This is a genomic window from Cellulosimicrobium sp. NPDC055967 (assembly GCF_042269845.1).
Lineage (GTDB): Bacteria > Actinomycetota > Actinomycetes > Actinomycetales > Cellulomonadaceae > Cellulosimicrobium.
Genome location: NZ_JBHJYJ010000006.1, coordinates 58,703 through 75,858, shown reverse-complemented (window position 1 = coordinate 75,858; position 17,156 = coordinate 58,703). Strand labels below are relative to the sequence as shown.

The window sequence follows — 17,156 nt, the reverse complement described above, 5'->3', positions numbered from 1 at the left end:
GAAGGTGGGTCAGTGGGTAAGGAGCTCGTAGCGCGCCCGCAGCTCGGCGGCGCTCTGCCGTGAGTCTCGCTCCTCGACGACGAAGCGACGCGCCCGGGCTCCCGTCGTCGCCCGCTCGCGCTGGTCCAGCGCGAGCAGCTCCCGGAGTGCGTCCGCCAGCGCGCGCGTGTCCCGCTCGGGGACGACGATCCCGGTCTCGCCGTCGACGAGCATCTCCGGTGCCCCTCCGGAGTCGTACACGACCGCGGGGACGCCGCACGCCTGGGCCTCCGCGGTGACGAGACCTGCCGCTTCCCGCCACTCGCCGTCGCTCTGGGTCGGCATGACGAACACCGCCGCGGAACGCATCGCCTGCCGCACGCGCTCACGGTCGACGAGTCCCTCGGGGCGGATGTGCGGATGCTCCTGCGCGGCGCTCGCGACCACGCCTGCCAGGCTCCCGTGACCCACGACGCGCAGGACGTGCGGGACGTCCGCGGAGAGCATGACCGAGGCCCGGATCGCGTCGCGGATGCCCTTGCGCTCCTCGAGCCCGCCGACGAACAGGATCTCGGGAAGCTCGGTCTCCTGCAGCGTCCCGGGCGTGAAGAAGTCCGTGTCGACGCCCTGGTAGTGCACCTCCACCGAGCGCGCCGGGTAGCCGCGCCGTACGGCCTCCCCGGCGAGCCACTCGCTCACGGTGAGGAGCGACGTCGCGCGGCTGGCGCAGCGTCGGAGGTTGACCGCCGTGAGGAACGACCAGACGTCTCTCACCGGGGCGGAGCGGAGGAACACGTCGTAGCCGTGCAGGGTCGCCAGGAACGGGACACCGAGGTCGGCCGCCGCGCCCGCGCCCGCCAGGCTCCACGTCGCGAAGTGCTGGTGCACCAGGTCAGGTCGGAACCGACGCACCTGCGCGCGGAGCCGTGGGACGGCGGACTGATAGCTGAGGACGGTCCGCCACCCCCCCGCCCCGGACGGCACGACCCCTGTGACGAGGTCCCGGAGCCGCGGGTCCGTGACGTCCGCGGCGATCGCGAAGACCCTCCCGTCCACGTCCGGCATGTGCCTGAGGTGCTCCGCCACGAAGTAGGTCGGAGGGATCGAGACCGGGCCCGTCGTCACCGCCACACGCAGCGCGCCCTGGTCGGGGCCGCTCATCGCCAGAACCTGTCTGCGACGAAGTAGCGGAGCGTGCCCTCGCGGTCGAGGGCGTGGAGCGGGTTCGGCGGGAGCAGCCGTCCGGTCCGCGACGTCTGCGCACGGCGCGCGACGGCCGTGACGATGCGGCCCGCGTCGCTCCGCGGATCGAGGCACGCGTCGAGCAGCACGCGGTCGGCGACCGAGAACGGCCTCAGGACGCCGCGCTCTACCTGCACCAGTCCGCGGGCCACCTCGTGCAGGTACGCCGTCTCTGCCGCAGACCACGAGCCGGCCGGCCCCCGAGCGACGACCGCCCCGAGCACGTGGATGCGCAGCACCTTGATCGCGACCGCGCGGCGGTACGCCCGAGGCATCCGCGCGAACCACGTCTGCGCGAGGAGCGACTCGTACGGTGCCAGCGTGACCGTGAGCGGGCGCGGCGTCGTGGTCACGCGTGTGACGGCGTCCTCGCCGATGACGTACGCCGGGTCCTGACGGCCGAGTTCGACGCGGTCCGCGAGGGCCCACAGCCGCAGGCCGAGTGCAAGGTCCCCGCCGACCTTCACGCCGCTGTCCAGACGGAGCGCGTGCCGGTCGAGCGTCGCGCGACGCAGCAGTCCGAGCGGCGCCGTCCGGTACGCGAGCCGATCCTTGACCGGGTCCAGACGACTGCTGCGGAACGGACGGGCGCGGGGGGTGTTGATGCCGGACCCGCTCTGCGCGCGCAGCCGCGCCATCACCACGTCCGCGCCGGTCGCTTCGGCCCGGTCGGTCCACGCGCGCAGCGCACCGGGCTCGAAAAAGTCGTCCGAGCCGATGATCGAGACGAACGGCGCCGTGGCGGCGTCGAACCCCGCGTTGAAGGGGCCCGACGGGCTGCCGAGGCCGTCGCGCACCTCCAGCAGGCGGACCGACGAGCCCAGCCGAGGGTCGAGGACGTTCGCGACCCGTGCCGCACCGAGCTCGTGGCACGCGACCGTCACCCGGACGGAGCCCGTCGGGCTTCCTGCCGCCGGCCCGACCGCCGACGCCACGGCCCTGCCGACGGGCCGGGTCAGGTCGTGGACCGCGACGACGACGTCGACCCGCGGCGAACGGGCCGCGGAGGCGTCGAACGCGCCCACGGGAACGAGCTCGGACGTCATGCGTCCCCCTCGACAAAGGCGCTGAGCACCTCGGCGCTCCGTGTCCCGTCGTGCACGGTGGCGACGAACGACCGGCCCCTGAGCGCCACGTCACGTGCGGCCTCGCGGTCCTCGAGGATCTCGGCCAGCACGCGCACCACGTCCGGGCCGGTGCTCTGCACGACGGGCAGGTCGAGGCCCGAGGCACGTCGCACCTCGGCGCGCACGTCCGTGGAGACGTACGAGACCACCAAGCGCCCGGAGGCCATCGCTTCGCACGCCGCGACGCCGTAGTTCCCCACCCTGAACTGGTCCAGCACGACGTCCGCGTCGCCGTAGAACGCCGGCATGTCGCGCCAGGACAGGCCCTCGGCCCGTCGGTACTCGATCAGACCCCGGCGGTCCAGCTCCACGAGGCCCGGCTCAACGAGGTCGGTCCCCTTGACCGCGGACCTGCTCGGCGCGTGCACCACCACCGGGACCCGCCGCATGAGGACGTCCTCGCGCGCGGCGCCCGACCACCGTGCGGGGTCCACGACGACGGGAACCCACCGGGCGGACGGGACGTCGGTCAGCAGGTCAGGGGTGGTCACGAACGTCGGGACGCCCGCGGTCCCGAGCTCGTCCGCGAGCGCGCGGTTCCGTCGCGCCTGCTCCTCGTACCGCTCCGCACCGAGAAACGGCGGGTGCGCGAAGTGCGACCACGGTTCCCGCTCCAGGTGGGCGCTCGGGAGGCGGACGTCCGAGCCGTGGAAGAGCAGGGCGACACGCACGCCGTGGTCCAGGAGGTCGCGCACCTCGCTCTCGACCGCTCCCGGGACCGCAGGCGAGTACAGGGTCTGGCCCGACTCGACGATCACATGGGTGAACTGCGAGACGTACTCCCGCTGCCTGCGCTGCCAGCCGCTCGAAGCCAGGTAGACCGACTTCCCGACCACCATGTCCGCCGGGAACAGGAGCGTCCCGGGACCGGGCGACGCCTTCATCGAGACGGCGCCCACGCCCCCGTGCCGCTCGACGGCCCGGGCGTACGCGTCTCCCTGCCCCGCGTAGTTCGTCGGCGCGACGTACAGCCGACGCCCCGACGAGGGCAGGGGTGGCGGCGCGACCTCGTCCGCGGCGGAGAACCCGAACACCGCACGGTCGTAGGCGTCCCGGAGAGGACCGGGGAGCCGGTGGACCGCCCTGTCCACGACCGCACCGAGCCCGGCGGGCAGCCTCCGCCGGTGCTTCGTCCAGGCCGCGACCGCCCGGTGCACGAGGGACCGCCGCTCCGTGCCGGGCAGGAGCACCCGCCGGTAGACCTCGACGAGGTTCTGCACCTCCGACTGCCACGTGAGGGAGCGCGCCGCCGCCCGCGCCGCCGCGCGGTAGGCGTCCCCGTCCTCGAGCGTGTCGAGGATCCGGCGCGCCGCAGCCGACGGGTCGGAGAAGTCGACGACCACGCCCGCACCCGCGTCGGTGACGACCTGACCGATGTCGGGAAGGTCGGACGCGACGACGGGCAGCCCGGCGTGGAGCGACTCGAAGAGCTTGTTCGGCAGCGAGAAGCGCAGGCTCAGGGTCAGGGGCTCGATCGAGACGACGGAGACGTCCGCGTCCGCCGCCGCCTGCGCCACCTGCTCTGGAGGGACCGCACCGACGGCATGGACCCTCAGGCCGACGCCGAGGCTCTCGGCGCGCCGGTCGAGCTTCTCCACGAAGGTCGACGACGCGGGGCCGAGCAGCACGAGGTGGACGTCGGCGGGCAGGTGCGTCAGGACGGACAAGAGCTGCTCGAGCCCGCGCCCGATCGTCACGGCACCGATGTGGACGACGACGCGATCCTGCGGGGACAGTCCTGCGAGCCGTCGCAGCGAGCCCCGGGAGGGGTCGGGCTCGCCCGAGCGCACGGGGACGTTGCGCACGAGGGTCGGCAGCTCGCGAAGCCGCAGCACGTCCTTCAGCCGGTGCGCGATGCTCGGGGAGACGGTCACGACGGCGGCCGCTCGGGGCGCCAGCCGTCTCTCGACGAACGCCTCCCACCGACGTGCCACCGGGCGGTGACCCGCCTTGATCCGGTGGGTCCAGAGCTCGTGCGAGTCGTAGACGAACGGGACCCCGAGCCTCCGCGCGGCCGCCCACGCGGGGACGAGCGTGTTCGCGTCGTTCGCATGGATGGCATCCGGTCGCCACGACACCAGGGCGCGGTAGGAGCGGGCGTGGTACGACGCCAGCCGCAGCGTGTGGTGCATGCGCATCCAGAGGTCGACGACCGTGCCCTTCGCGCCGCGGAGCTCGACCGGTGCCGGCGTGGCGTTCGTCGTGCCCGGGCCGTCGCTCCGCGGCGCGCCGACCGGCGGCGTGGCATCTCCACGCCCGCGTCGCAGGAGGGAGACCTGTCGACGCGCCCAGGCACCGGCCCGGGCCGGTGCGTGGTCGAGCTCGAGGACAGGAACCCTGAGGATCTCGACGTCGCGACCTCGCGCTACGAGGCCGGGTGGTGCCTGGAGGTGCGCCGAGAACGCGACCAGACGGACGACCGCTCCGGACGCCGCGAGCGCATCGGCCGTCTTGAGCACGCGGGCGTCGGTCGACGCGTCGTTGAAGACGAGCAGCGCGATCCGCGGCCTGCGCCCGCCGCGCGCGCCAGGGAGCGAGGAGGATCCCGCCACGGTCACCGCGCCGTCTCGGGGCCGCTGCCCGCCAACCCGGCGAGCACCGCCTGCTTGGCGAACTCCGGGACCGAGGCGACGAGCTCGTCGAAGGTCCCCCGGGCCGTGATCGTTCCGTCCTCCATGAAGCACACCATGTCCGCGTTGCGGATCGTCGACAGCCGGTGCGCGACGGCGATGACCGTGACCTCGCCGTGGAGCTCGTTGATCGCCGCCGTGACCTCGGACTCGGTCTGCGAGTCGAGGGCGCTCGTCGCCTCGTCGAGCACGAGCACCAGCGGCTGCGCGTACAGGGCCCGCGCGATGCCGACCCGCTGCCGCTGTCCGCCCGACAGCGCGACGCCGCGGTCTCCGATCCTCGCGTCGATCCCCCCGGGGCGGGCGTCGACGACGTCGAGCAACCGTGCTTCTCGAAGCGCCGACCGCACCCGCTCGACGTCGTAGTCCTCCTCCCACGTGAGAGCGACGTTCTGCGCGACGCTCGCGTCGAAGAGCGCAACGTCCTGCGGGACGTACCCGACACGCGAGCGCCAGTCCGCGAGAATCTCGTGGAGCGGGACGCCGTCCAGCTCGACCGAGCCTTCGGACGGTTCGAGGAGGCCGAGGAGAAGATCGACGAGCGTCGACTTGCCCGCGCCGGAGGATCCGACCAGCGCGACCGACGTCCCGAGGGGGATCGTGAGATCGACGCCGCGCAGAGCGGGCGTCTCGACACCCGGGTAGGTGAAGGAGACCCCGTTGAGCACGAGCGTGGTGGGGTCGCCGTGGATGGGCTCGTGCCCGACCCGCTCCGCCCTCTCGATGTAGCCGCGGGACGCCTGGATGTCCAGGATGACCGCGCGGACGTGAGGGATCGTGGACGCGGTCTGGGTCATCACGGCCTGGAACCCGGTGAGTGCGGGCACCATCCGGAAGCCGGCGACGCCGAAGAAGGCCACCGCGCTGATGGCGGCCGCCTGCCCGTCGAGCGCGAAGGTCACGCCGCCGACGAGGACGAACCCGCCCACGAGCGCCGTCTCCAGGACGTACTTGGGCACGCTCGAGAGGAACGAGATGTTCGATCGCGCCCGGGTGGAGTGGCGGCGGTTCTCGTGCACCACCCTGGCCACCGCAGGGGCCTGGCCACGCAGCGTGACCTCCTTGAGCGCTCCGACCATCTCGGTCATCAGCCGGCCGACCTTGATCGAGTAGTCGCGGTTCACCCGACCGGCCACCAACGCGCGGCGAGAGACGGCGAGGTAGAGGAAGAGCGCGATGATCCCGAGATAGGCGATGGTGATCGCCGCCGTCACGGGCTGCGCGATCACCAGCACCGTCAGCACCGCCAGGAACGTCGTCGCGAGGGCCGGGAGCGACGCGACGGGGAGGAGGAAGCCGGACGTCGTGTTGCCGATCCCGACGTCCGCGAGCCGCACGAGCTCCGCGGTGTTGCGCTTGAGCCGCTCAGTCCACGGGGCGCGGATGTAGGCGTCGAAGAGCTTGTCGCCGATCTCGAGCTCGTACGCGGCGAACCGTCGCGTCGCGACCCACTGGAGGACGACGCTGAACAGCCCCTTGAGGACGATGAGTCCGGAGACCGCACCCAGGATCCAGAGGATCCCTCCGGCGGGCAGTTGCCCCAGAACAGGCAGGGACACGCCTTCGCCCGCCACCATCGAGGTGAGGGTGAGAGCGAGGAGCGCCAGCGCCGCCACGTCGAGGAGCGCCAGCGAGCTCAGCGCGACGGAGTACCCGACCAGGAAGCGGCGAGCGCGCCTCGGGAGGAGCGGGAGGAGGTCCCGCAGGGTTCCCCAGACTTGTCTCACGCGTCGTGCTCCTCGGTCAAACCAGGCAATGGTCGGACGCCGCCCAGTGTCGGCGCCGTTAGTCTATGGTCCGGGACGCGCGACGCCGCCACGGCGATCCGCGCCACCTCGGCCGCCGACGCCGCGATCGACGCGTGCGACCGCGCCCAGCCGGCGCTGCGCGTCCTCGGGCCGTCGTCCGCGGGGGCCTCGAGCAAGTCTGACATCGCCTCAGCGACGGCGTCGACGTCGTGCGCGACAGCGCGGCCGAGGCCGTTCTCCTCGATCACCCCCCGCGCGGGGCCGGGGCCGGCGTACAGGACGGGTGTCCCCGAGGCCGCGCCGGCGAGCACCTTCGTCGGGAACGCGAAGTCGTAGCCCTGGCCGGGCCGCAGGCTCACGAGGGCGACGGCCGCGCCGCGCAGCCATGCCGCGGCCTCTGCCTGCGGGACCGGGCGTAGCATCCGGACGCACGCGCCGCCGTCGGGCAGCGCGCGCGCCACCGCCTCGAGGTCCGCCCACGCGCTGCCCTGCCCGAGGACGACGAGCGTGGCGCCGGGCACCGCCTCGGCGACCGTGGCCATGGCCCGCACGAACACGTCCGCTCCCTGCCACTCCGACGTCGTTCCCGCGTAGATCGCGTAGGGACCGGCGGGAGCACCGTCCGGGACGGGTCCGTCCGGCCGGAAGACGTCCGTGTCGATGCCGTTGCGCACGACGACGGTCTCGCGGGCGCCCAGCGCCCGGGTGCGCTCGGCGACCTCCTCGGTCACCGCGACGACGCGTCGCGCACCGCGCAGCACCCAGCCCTCGACGCGTCGCACGGCGGCGACGACCGGCGCTGGCGCACCGGTCGAGTTCGCCGCGTCGGACCACACGTCCGCCGCGTAGTACACGTACGGGACCCTCCGCACCACGCACGCGAGGCGTGCGACGAACCCGGTCGTCGGCGGTGGCTCCACCACGACCACGTCCGGGCGGGTCGAGAACAGCAGGCGCAGGAGGAGGGGGACGTCGAAGCTCAGGTACTGCAGATAGCCGCGGACATAGCCGGTGCGGTCGCGTAGCACAGGCCATCGCCGGATGCGCACGCCAGGGTCCGGGTCCTCGGGGGCGGGTGCCTGAGGTGCCGTCGTCGTCAGGACGGTGACGGCCGCGCCGCTCTCGACGAGCGCCCGCGCCAGCGCGCGGAGACGGAACGAGGCCGCCGCCGGCTCGGGTGAGTAGATGCGCGTCGCGAGGACGACCCGTGGCCTGCGGGAAGTCATGTCAGCCCTCGTCGAACGGTGCGAGCGTCGGGGTGTCGGGGCTCTCCTGGATGTCGAGCTGCAACGACGACACGAGCATCTGGACGCCCAGCACGAACGGGGTGACCGCGAGGAGGACCGTCCCGGCCGTGGCAGGCGGTGAGTCCCAGGTCGCGGCGATGATCCAGACCCCGGCGACGACGCCGAGGAGCGTGAGGAGAAGGCCCGAGAACAGCAACAGCGCGACGGCGGAGAACGACCAGAGGACGTACCGGTACCAGATCCGGTACCAGTACCCGCGGAAGAGCAGGCTGAGCAGCTCGGGGACGACCTTGCCCAGACGGATGCTGGACACCTCGGCGCCGTACACGGCGGGGATCGGGACGTCGACCGCCGCGGTCCCGGCCACGTTCAGGTGGATGAGCAGGTCGTTCTCGAAGCTGTAGCGCTCCGCGACGCGGTCGAGCGCGAGCTTCTCGAGCACGGACGTCCGGACGGCCGTGTACCCGTTCTGCGGGTCGAAGAGGTGCCAGTAGCCGGAGGCGAACTTCGTCATGAACGAGAGCACGATGTTCCCGAACACGCGATAGCGAGGCATGCCGGTGTACGAGTCCGGGCGGAAGAACCGGTTCGCCTTCGCGAACCCGTAGCCGCCGGACGTCACCGGGTCGAGGAGGTCGGGCAGGTAGTTCGGGTCCATCTGGGCGTCGCCGGCCATGATGACGTTGACGTCCGACCCGAGCTCCATCGCGGTGCGGTGCCCGGTGATGATCGCCCCGCCGACGCCCTTGTTCACCTCGTGCCGTACGAGCGTCACGCGCGGGTCGTCGAGCGCCTTGACGACGTCGGAGGTCCCGTCGGGGCTGCAGTCGTCCACGATGACGATGTCGTCGACGAAGTCCGGCATCGTGGTGACGACCGTCGCGATCATCGCCTCCTCACGATAGGCCGGCACGACGGCGGCGATCCGCGCACCCTTGTACATCCTCAGCTCTCCTTGTGGTCGTGCTCGACGGGCACCTGGGGCCCTGCTCGGTCGTCGCCGGGAGCGGCGGGGGCCGCGCGCCCGCCGAAGACCCAGTAGCGGTAGGCGAAGTAGTTCCAGACGGTTTGCGCGACGGTGACCGCGACCTTGCCGACCGCGTAGCCCCACCCGAGGTGCTCGAAGAGACCGACCACCGCGATGTTCGCGAGCGAGTTCACCGCCAGGAGGACGCCGTACCGCCACAAGGCGGGCCCGGTCGGCATCGCACCGCCGAAGGCGTAGCGCCGCTGGAGCGTGAAGTTGAACGCGAAGCTGCCCCAGAACCCGATCGCCGTCGCGAGCCACAGCGGCGCGCCGAGCACCCGGTAGCTCAGGGCGAGCAGCCCGAGGTCGAGGAGGAAGGCGAAGCCGCCCACCAGCAGGTAGCGGAACGCCGAGTGCCCGAGCACTGTCCGCACGACGCCGGCCAGGTCTTCCCCCTCGTCTCGGGTCGGGCACGGCGCCCGACGACGCACCAGGGTACCTGCCCACCGGGCGCCCTCTCGTCACCCGACCTACCGTGGATCGGACCGAGGGCTACGGAGGTCACCCATGGGCGCACGGAAGAGGATGACGGCGTCGCTCCTGACGGCCGTCCTGGTCGGGGCGTCGTTCGCGGCGAGCGTCTCCCCCGCGCAGGGAGAGACGCTCACCCAGGAGCGGGTGGTGCTCGGTCCGGGGACGACGGTGACGGTCGCGGGGCGAGGTTTCGGCCACGGCCGCGGGATGTCGCAGTGGGGTGCCCGCGCGGCCGCCGCGCAGGGGGTCGGCTACCAGCAGATCCTGGACGCGTACTACCCCGGCACGGCCCGGGTCACCCAGCCCGCGAGCACGATCAGCGTCCTCATCAGCGGAGACACGGACAACGACGTCCGCATCCTCGCGGTCCCGGGCATGACGGCGAGCGACGCGGTCTCGACCGGCACCCCGATCAGCTTCGGCGGCGCGACGCCGCAGCAGTGGCGCATCGTCCGTGGGTCCGGCGGGTTCGTGCTGCACGGGCTCGTCGGCGGGACCTGGCGACAGTGGTCGCAGGGCGCCTCCCCCGGCTTCCTGAGCATCGCCGCGCCGTCGGGGTTCATCCGTCTGATCAGGCCCGACGGCACGCAGACGGACTACCGCGGCACGGTCCGAGCCGTCCCCTCCGGGGCGAGCCCCGGGCAGCAGACCGTCAACGTGGTGGGCCTCGAGGACTACCTGCGCTCCGTCGTGCCGGCGGAGTCGCCGTCGAGCTGGCCGGCGGACGCGCTGCGGGCGCAGGCCGTCGCCGCGCGCACCTACGCGTCGTACGACCGCGCGCACCGGTCGGGCTCGTGGCAGACGTGCGACACCACCGCCTGCCAGGTCTATCCCGGGCACAAGAGCTTCACCTCGGCGGGGGTCGAGACGCGCCACCACGAGGCGGCCTCGACGGACGCCGCCGTCGCCGCGACCTCGGGGCAGGTGCGTCACTACGGCGGCAGCCTCGCCTTCACCCAGTTCGGCTCGTCGAACGGCGGCTGGAGCGCGGCCGGGTCCTTCCCCTACCTCCCGTCCCGACCGGACCCGTGGGACGCGCAGGGCAACCCGGTGCACGCGTGGAGCGTCTCGCTCCGGGCCGCGGACGTCGGCGCGCGGTATCCGCAGATCGGCTCGCCCCGCAGCATCGACGTCATGTCGCGTACCGGCGACGGCGAGTGGGGCGGGCGCGTGGTCCGGGTCGTCGTCACCGGCTCAGCAGGCTCCGTCACGCTCACGGGCGCGCAGTTCCGCAGCGCCTTCGGTCTGCGCTCCGACTGGTGGAAGCTCACCGGCACGAGCCGGCTCGACAGCGACTCCACCAACGACGGGCGCGTGGACGTCCTCGGCCAGTGGGCGGACGGCCGTCTGACGGCATACCTCGGGGACGGGGACGGCCGGTTCGTCGGCAGCCGCCCGGCGGGCCACGACTGGCAGACGATGCGGCTCGCGGTCCGCGCCAACGATCTCGATCGCGACGGGCGCGACGACGTCCTCGCCGTCGACCAGGCCGGGCGCCTGTGGCGCTACCCGACGACGGCGGCCGGGACGCTCGGCGCCCGTGTCCAGGCGGGCCATGGCTGGGGCTCCATGCGGTTCCTCGTCGCCCCCGGGGACGTCGGGCGCGACGGGTCCGCCGACCTCCTGGCGGTCGACACGTCGGGCCGGATGTGGCTCTACCCCGGTCTGGGCGACGGGAGGCTCGCGAGCGCCGTGCTCGTGGGCGGCGGCTGGGACGTCATCTCGTGGGTCGGCGGCGGCGGTGACTGGGACGGCGACGGCTGGTCGGACCTGCTGGCGGTCGACGCCGCCGGACGGCTCCTGCTCTACCGCGGCGACGGGGCGGGCGGGTTCAGCCCGATGCAGATCGGCTCCGGGTGGCAGGGCATGCGGCTCCTCACCCCGGTGGCCGACTTCGGCCGGGACGGGATCCCCGACCTCCTCGCGTCCGACGCCGCCGGCCGGTTCTACCTCTATCCGTGGACCGGCACGCGGTTCGCCGCCCGGATGCAGGTGGGCTCCGGGTGGAACGCCATCACGAGGACGTTCTGAGGCGTCACCGGCTCACGAGACGGAAGCGCCCGACGGGGCCGTGGCGATCGTCCGCCACGTCCGGAACCCTCCCGACCCGCTGCCCGAGTACAGGACGATCGACCTGTCCGAGCGCGTGGCGACCAGGTCGGGTCGCCCGTCGCCGTCCACGTCGCCCGCACCCACGATGCTCGACATGACGTCCCACCCCGTCCCGATCACCGAGGCCGCCCCGAGCCGTGCGCCGCCGTTGCCCGGGTAGAGCAGGAGCCGCCCGGTGCCGGCCTCGCGCGCGACGAGGTCCGGCGCCGCCCCGCCGCGCCAGTGGCCCGCCGAGACGATCCGGTCGAGGAACTGTGCGCCCTGGGCGATCAGGACGCGGGTCCCGAACCCGCCCCGGCCGTCCCCCGGGTACAGCCAGATCTGTCCCGTGCCCCGCTGGAACGCGAGCAGACCGGGGACGCCCGTCCCGAGCCAGTCGCCGGCCCCGACCACCTGGGTCATGACCTCCCAGCCCGTCCCGACGCGCGTCCCCGACGTCGCGAAGCTCCCGGTCGCGGTGCCGGCGTGCAGGAACAGGTCGCCGTTGCTCCGGCGGGTCATGAGGTCGGGCCGACCGTCACCGTTCCAGTCTCCGGGAGCGACGGCCTCGGCGACGGCCGAGCCGGAGATGCCGGTGCCCACGGCCCGCGTGAAGCCCGCGCCACCGAGATAGGAGTAACGGTGCAGCGTGCCGTCCGCGCCCACCGCGAAGAAGTCCTCGCCCCGTCCTGCACGACCGGCGGGGTGCACCGCGGTGAACCCCTGCCACTGGTGCCCGATCTGCGACCGTCCGAGCAGCCGTCCGGCACCGTCACCCACGTAGCGCCACAGGTTTCCCTGGACGTCCCGTGCGACGACGTCGGGCAGCCCGTCGTCGTTGAGGTCCCCCGCGCCGACGATGGTCGTCATCACGTCCCAGCCGGACCCGACGAGCGTCCGCCCGCTCGCGAACCCGCCGCGCCCGTCACCCGTGTACGTGTAGAGGTTGCCGCCGGTCCGCGCGACGAGCGCCGGGCGCCCGTTGCCGAGGTCTCCCACCATGGCGATCGAGCTCATCGCGTTCCAGCCGGTGCCCACCTGCCGCGGCGTCCCGAAGCCGCCGCGTCCGTTGCCGGGGTAGAGCCAGAGCGTCCCGTCGTGCCGCCTCATGAGGAGGTCCGTCGTGTCGTCGCCGTTCCAGTCGTGCCCGCCGACGATCAGGTTCGCGACGCCCCAACCGACCCCGATCTTCTGCTTCGCGGACCAGCCGCCGTTCGCGGTGCCCGGGTACAGCCACAGGTTTCCCGACGCCGGGTCGACGATCATGAGGTCGGGGGACCCGTCCCCGTTCCAGTCACCAGGGGCGATCACCCGGGACCCGGGCCAGCCGGAACCGACCGCGCGGGTCTGCCCCCACCCCGAGGCCGTGGCCGTGAGCGTCGCGACCCCGGTCGCGGTGCGCGACACCAGATCCGGGTAGCTGTCGAGCCCGAGGTCCCTCCGGAGAGAACGGTCGTTCACGGGACCCTGGCGGGCCGCCGCGAGGGAGCGGATCTGCGGGAGCGCCGCGTACAGCGTGGCCCCGGGGCACGACGTCTGCCCCACGTCCCGGTGCCCGACGACGATGCTCCCGCCCGCTCCGCGCACGCCGTGGATGTCGAGCTTCCACGCGATGACCGAGGACACCGCGTCGACCGCGGCCCCCGAGACCTGCGCGGCGTCGAAGTTACCCATGACCGAGACGCCGAAGCGCTGGGAGTTGACCCCCGTGGCGTGGGCCCCGACGATCCCTCTGTCGATCCCTCCGGCACGCCCCTCCCAGACGCGGCCGAACTTGTCGACGAGGAAGTTGTACCCGATGTCGCCCCACCCGCGGGACTGCGCGTGGTACGCGTAGATGCCGCGGATGAGTGCCGGGAGCTGGTCCGCGGTGTAGTCGTTCGAACCGGCCGTGTGGTGGACGACCGCGCCGACGACGTTGCCGGTCTGGGGCGTCCACGTCATCAGCCGCTCGTCGGCCCCCCACTGGGCGCGGGAGTAGACCGCCGGACGGCTCGTGGCGGTGGGCAGCACGGCCGTCGGCGCGGCGGCAGGCATCACGAGGCCCGCGGCCGGCGACCGCCCGAGGCCGCCCGCTCCGCCCGCACCGCCACCCGCCGTCCCGGCGTCCGCGCCGGGGTCGACCACGACCAGGACCGGGTCGACGGGCGTCGGCCCGGTCCCGGGAAGGATCCGCGCCTCGACCTCGTCGACGTCCCCGACGAACAGCGGCTCGGTACCGTCGCGCTGCTCCCCGGCGCCCCCGGTCGGCTCGGCGTCCTCCGCGTGGACGTCGGTCCACCCGGTCCAGACGGTCCCGGTACGTGAACGCACCTCGACGACGACGTCGTCCCCTGCCGACCCGAGGTCCCAGGTGACGCCGACGACGGTCGTCGCACCGGTCGCCGGGCTGGTCGCGGACCAGGTCCCCTCCGGGCTCGGCGTGTCGTCGGCCGGGACCTCGGGGAGCACCTGCTCACCGGGCCCCTCGGCAGCGCCCGCTTCCGACGGCACCGACGCCGTGGGGGCGTCTCCGGACGCGTCGACGGGTTCGAGCGGTGTCTCGTCGATCTCGGGGGCGACCGGTGCGGGCACGGCCGGCGGGGCGGGTGCGACGCGTGGAGCCGCAGAGGTCGCAGCCCGTGTCGCGGGGCCGGCCGCCACGGCGGTGGTGCTGCCCGTCACCGCCGACGTCACGGTCACCGCCAGCACCGTCAGGACGGTCGTCCACCTCTTGGCCATCGTGCTCACCCCGGTCGTCGCAGAGATCACCCAGGGCTTGCTCGCGCCCCGACGAACCCGGCCAGTATCACAAGGCGGGCACGTTCTCGCAGGACGATCGCCGGGAGAGTCGGGAGTCGGCCCGGCGACCCCACCACGGGGCCGCCGGGCGCCGGCTCAGAGCGTGACGGTCTGCCCCGACGCGGCCGACTCCAGGACGGCCTCGGCGACCTCGAGGGTGCGCAGGCCCTCCTCCATCGTCACGACGTCCTGGCGGATCCCCCGGACGGCGTCCCGGAATGCCTCGTGCTCGACCCGCAGGGGCTCGCGCTTCGCGAACGCGTAGCGCGTGATGTCGCCCTCGGACACGCCGCGGAACGCCGAGACGGCCTCCCACTCGGTCGGGATGACGCCGTTGGCGTAGAAGGTGAGGTCGGCCGTGCCCGTGTCGGCGACGAACGCACCCCGCTCGCCCGTGACGATCGTGACGCGCTCCTTCATCGGGGAGAGCCAGTTGACGACGTGGTTGGTCACGACGCCGTTCTCCAGGCGGCCGGTCGCGGTCACCATGTCCTCGTGCGGGCGTCCGCTGCGGTGCGTGGTCTGCGCGGCGACCGCACGGTACGCGCTCTGGGCGACCCAGGCCGTGAGGTCGATGTCGTGGGTGCCGAGATCCTTCACCACGCCGACGTCGGCGATGCGCGCCGGGAAAGGCCCCTGCCGCCGGGTCGCGATCTGGTAGACCTCCCCGAGCTCGCCCGCCTCCGTGCGGCGACGCAGCTCCTGGAGCGCCGGGTTGAACCGCTCGATGTGCCCGACCGCGCCGACGAGCCCGGCCGCGGCGAACGCCTCGGCGACCTTGCGACCGGCCGCGCTCGTGGCCGCGATGGGCTTCTCCACGAGGGTGTGCACGCCCGCGGCAGCGAGGGCCAGCGCGATCTCCTCGTGGTACACGGTCGGGACCGCGACGACGGCCATCTCGATGCCGGCGCCGATCAGCCCGTCGACGTCGGGCAGGACCGGCAGGTCGCCCGCCACTCCATAAGGGTCACCGCCGGGGTCGGCGACGGCGACGAGGTCGACGCCGTCGATCTCGCGGAGCACCCGGGCATGGTGCCGCCCCATCGCTCCGAGCCCGATCAGGCCCGCACGCAGGTCTGCCATCACGCACCTGCCTTCACGACGGAGTTGACCGCGGTGACGATGCGCTCGAGGTCGCCCTGGGTGAGCGACGGGTGCACGGGGAGGGAGATCACCTGCTGCGCCGCGATCTCGGTCTCGGGCAGGTCGAGACCGGGCGCGAAGTGCTTCAGGCTCTCGAGGCGGTGGTTCGGGATCGGGTAGTAGACCCCGGAACCCACACCGTGCTCCTCGCGGAGAGCCGTCACCACGCGGTCGCGGTCGTCGGCGACACGGATCGTGTACTGGTGGTAGACGTGCACCGCCCCGTCCGCGACCGGAGGCGTGACGACGCCCTCGAGGTTCTCCGACAGGAAGGCCGCGTTGCGCTGGCGGTCCGCCGTCCAGCCCTGGACCTTGGTGAGCTGCACCCGGCCGATCGCCGCGTGGACGTCCGTCATGCGGGCGTTGAAGCCGACGACCTCGTTGGCGTACTGGCGCTCCATGCCCTGGTTGCGCAGCAGACGGACGTTGCGCGCGATCTCGTCGGTCGCGCACGAGACCATGCCGCCCTCGCCCGACGTCATGTTCTTCGTCGGGTAGAGGCTGAACATGGCGAACGCGCCGAACGAGCCCACCGGGCGTCCGTCGAGGGTCGCCCCGTGCGCCTGTGCCGCGTCCTCGAACAGGAGCAGACCGTGCTCGTCCGCGAGCGCGCCCAGCGCCGTCATGTCCGCCGGGTGCCCGTAGAGGTGCACCGGCATGATGGCCTTGGTCCGCTCCGTGATCGCGGCCCGCACCGCGTCGGGAGCGAGGCAGAACTGGTCCGGCTCGATGTCGGCGAAGACCGGCGTCGCACCGGTCAGCGCGACCGAGTTGGCGGTCGCCGCGAACGTGAAGGACGGGACGATCACCTCGTCGCCCGGGCCGACGCCCGCGGCGAGGAGGCCGAGGTGCAGGCCCGAGGTCCCGGAGTTCACCGCGACGCACGTGCGCCCACCGACGAGCACCTCGGCGAACTCCTGCTCGAACGCGGCGACCTCAGGTCCCTGCGCGATCATCCCGCTGCGCAGGACGCGGTCCACGGCCGCGCGCTCGTCGTCCCCGACGATCGGCTTCGCCGCGGGGATCAGTGTCTGGCTCATTCGGCCGCAACCTCTCTGATGGTCTCGTCGTGCTCTTCGTAGCGCGTACCCGTCACCGGGCACACCCAGTGCTCCCCGTCGCGCCGCAACGGCTCGCCCGCGCGCCCCACCCAGCCGACGCGCCGCGCCGGGACCCCGACGACGATCGCGTGGTCGGGGACGTCCCTCGTCACGACCGCGCCCGCGGCCACCGTGGCCCAGGCTCCGATCGTCACGGGCGCGACGCACACCGCACGGGCCCCGACCGCGGCGCCCTCGCCGATCGTCACGCCCACCGCGTGCCAGTCGTCCGCGCTCTTCAGCGATCCGTCGGGGTTCACGGCCCGCGGGTAGGTGTCGTTGGTGAGCACCACGGCGGGGCCGATGAACACCCCGTCGGCGAGAGACGCCGGCTCGTACACGAGCGCGTAGTTCTGCACCTTGCAGTTCCGGCCCATCTGTACTCCGGTACCGATGTAGGCCCCGCGCCCCACGACGCACGACTCTCCCATCGACACCCCCTCGCGCACCTGGGCGAGGTGCCAGATCTGGCTGCCGTCGCCGATCGACGCGTCGTCGGCGACGTCGGCGCTCAGGGCGATCCGGACTCCCATGCGGGCTCCTTCGTGTCGGGACGGTGCGCAGCGA

General features: G+C 73.1%; 12 protein-coding genes. 1 reads left to right on the top strand and 11 read right to left on the bottom strand.

Annotated features, from left to right (window positions below; all coding sequences use genetic code 11):
- Positions 1-9 precede the first annotated feature (9 nt).
- Genes ACFC2L_RS10120 through ACFC2L_RS10090 form a run of 7 tightly spaced genes read right to left on the bottom strand, consistent with a single transcriptional unit; the run spans position 10 to position 9,374 of the window.
- Positions 10-1,140: a glycosyltransferase gene (locus tag ACFC2L_RS10120; RefSeq protein WP_375824189.1), complete on the bottom strand. Its 1,131-nt coding sequence runs from the start codon at positions 1,138-1,140 to the stop codon at positions 10-12.
- Positions 1,137-2,267, bottom strand: coding sequence for a glycosyltransferase (locus tag ACFC2L_RS10115; protein WP_375824188.1), 1,131 nt, complete (start codon positions 2,265-2,267; stop codon positions 1,137-1,139). Before ACFC2L_RS10115 ends, ACFC2L_RS10120 begins: the two co-directional genes overlap by 4 nt.
- Positions 2,264-4,900 (bottom strand): glycosyltransferase, encoded by a 2,637-nt coding sequence (locus ACFC2L_RS10110; RefSeq protein ID WP_375824187.1) that lies wholly within the window; start codon positions 4,898-4,900, stop codon positions 2,264-2,266. The genes ACFC2L_RS10115 and ACFC2L_RS10110 overlap by 4 nt, the downstream gene beginning before the upstream one ends.
- 2 nt (positions 4,901-4,902) lie before the next feature.
- The gene (locus tag ACFC2L_RS10105) at positions 4,903-6,705 is read right to left on the bottom strand and encodes an ABC transporter ATP-binding protein (RefSeq protein ID WP_375824186.1); all 1,803 of its coding nucleotides are present in this window, start codon (positions 6,703-6,705) and stop codon (positions 4,903-4,905) included.
- Positions 6,702-7,952 carry a glycosyltransferase family 4 protein gene (locus ACFC2L_RS10100; RefSeq protein ID WP_375824185.1) on the bottom strand — a complete coding sequence of 417 codons (1,251 nt, stop codon included), beginning with the start codon at positions 7,950-7,952 and terminating at the stop codon, positions 6,702-6,704. The genes ACFC2L_RS10105 and ACFC2L_RS10100 overlap by 4 nt, the downstream gene beginning before the upstream one ends.
- A gap of 1 nt (position 7,953) precedes the next feature.
- On the bottom strand, positions 7,954-8,916 hold the full coding sequence (locus ACFC2L_RS10095) for a glycosyltransferase family 2 protein (protein WP_375824184.1): 963 nt from the start codon (positions 8,914-8,916) through the stop codon (positions 7,954-7,956).
- Between the two features lie 2 nt (positions 8,917-8,918).
- On the bottom strand, positions 8,919-9,374 hold the full coding sequence (locus tag ACFC2L_RS10090; protein WP_375824182.1) for a GtrA family protein: 456 nt from the start codon (positions 9,372-9,374) through the stop codon (positions 8,919-8,921).
- Positions 9,375-9,507: 133 nt separating this feature from the next.
- Between ACFC2L_RS10090 and ACFC2L_RS10085 the strand changes: the two genes are divergently transcribed.
- Positions 9,508-11,505: a SpoIID/LytB domain-containing protein gene (locus tag ACFC2L_RS10085; protein ID WP_375824181.1), complete on the top strand. Its 1,998-nt coding sequence runs from the start codon at positions 9,508-9,510 to the stop codon at positions 11,503-11,505.
- A 12-nt stretch (positions 11,506-11,517) separates the two neighbouring features.
- On the opposite strand, the gene ACFC2L_RS10080 is transcribed toward ACFC2L_RS10085, so the two are convergent.
- The 4 genes from ACFC2L_RS10080 to ACFC2L_RS10065 all read right to left on the bottom strand — a co-directional run bounded on the left by ACFC2L_RS10080 (position 11,518) and on the right by ACFC2L_RS10065 (position 17,122).
- Entirely contained in the window at positions 11,518-14,316 is a 2,799-nt protein-coding gene (locus ACFC2L_RS10080; protein WP_375824180.1) for an FG-GAP-like repeat-containing protein, read from the bottom strand.
- A gap of 126 nt (positions 14,317-14,442) precedes the next feature.
- Positions 14,443-15,429, bottom strand: a complete 987-nt coding sequence (locus tag ACFC2L_RS10075) for a Gfo/Idh/MocA family oxidoreductase (protein WP_375824179.1) — start codon at positions 15,427-15,429, stop codon at positions 14,443-14,445.
- Complete coding sequence (locus ACFC2L_RS10070) at positions 15,429-16,529, bottom strand: DegT/DnrJ/EryC1/StrS aminotransferase family protein (protein WP_253053137.1); 1,101 nt, start codon at positions 16,527-16,529, stop codon at positions 15,429-15,431. The genes ACFC2L_RS10075 and ACFC2L_RS10070 overlap by 1 nt, the downstream gene beginning before the upstream one ends.
- The gene (locus ACFC2L_RS10065) at positions 16,526-17,122 is read right to left on the bottom strand and encodes an acyltransferase (protein ID WP_375824178.1); all 597 of its coding nucleotides are present in this window, start codon (positions 17,120-17,122) and stop codon (positions 16,526-16,528) included. Before ACFC2L_RS10065 ends, ACFC2L_RS10070 begins: the two co-directional genes overlap by 4 nt.
- Positions 17,123-17,156: the final 34 nt, after the last annotated feature.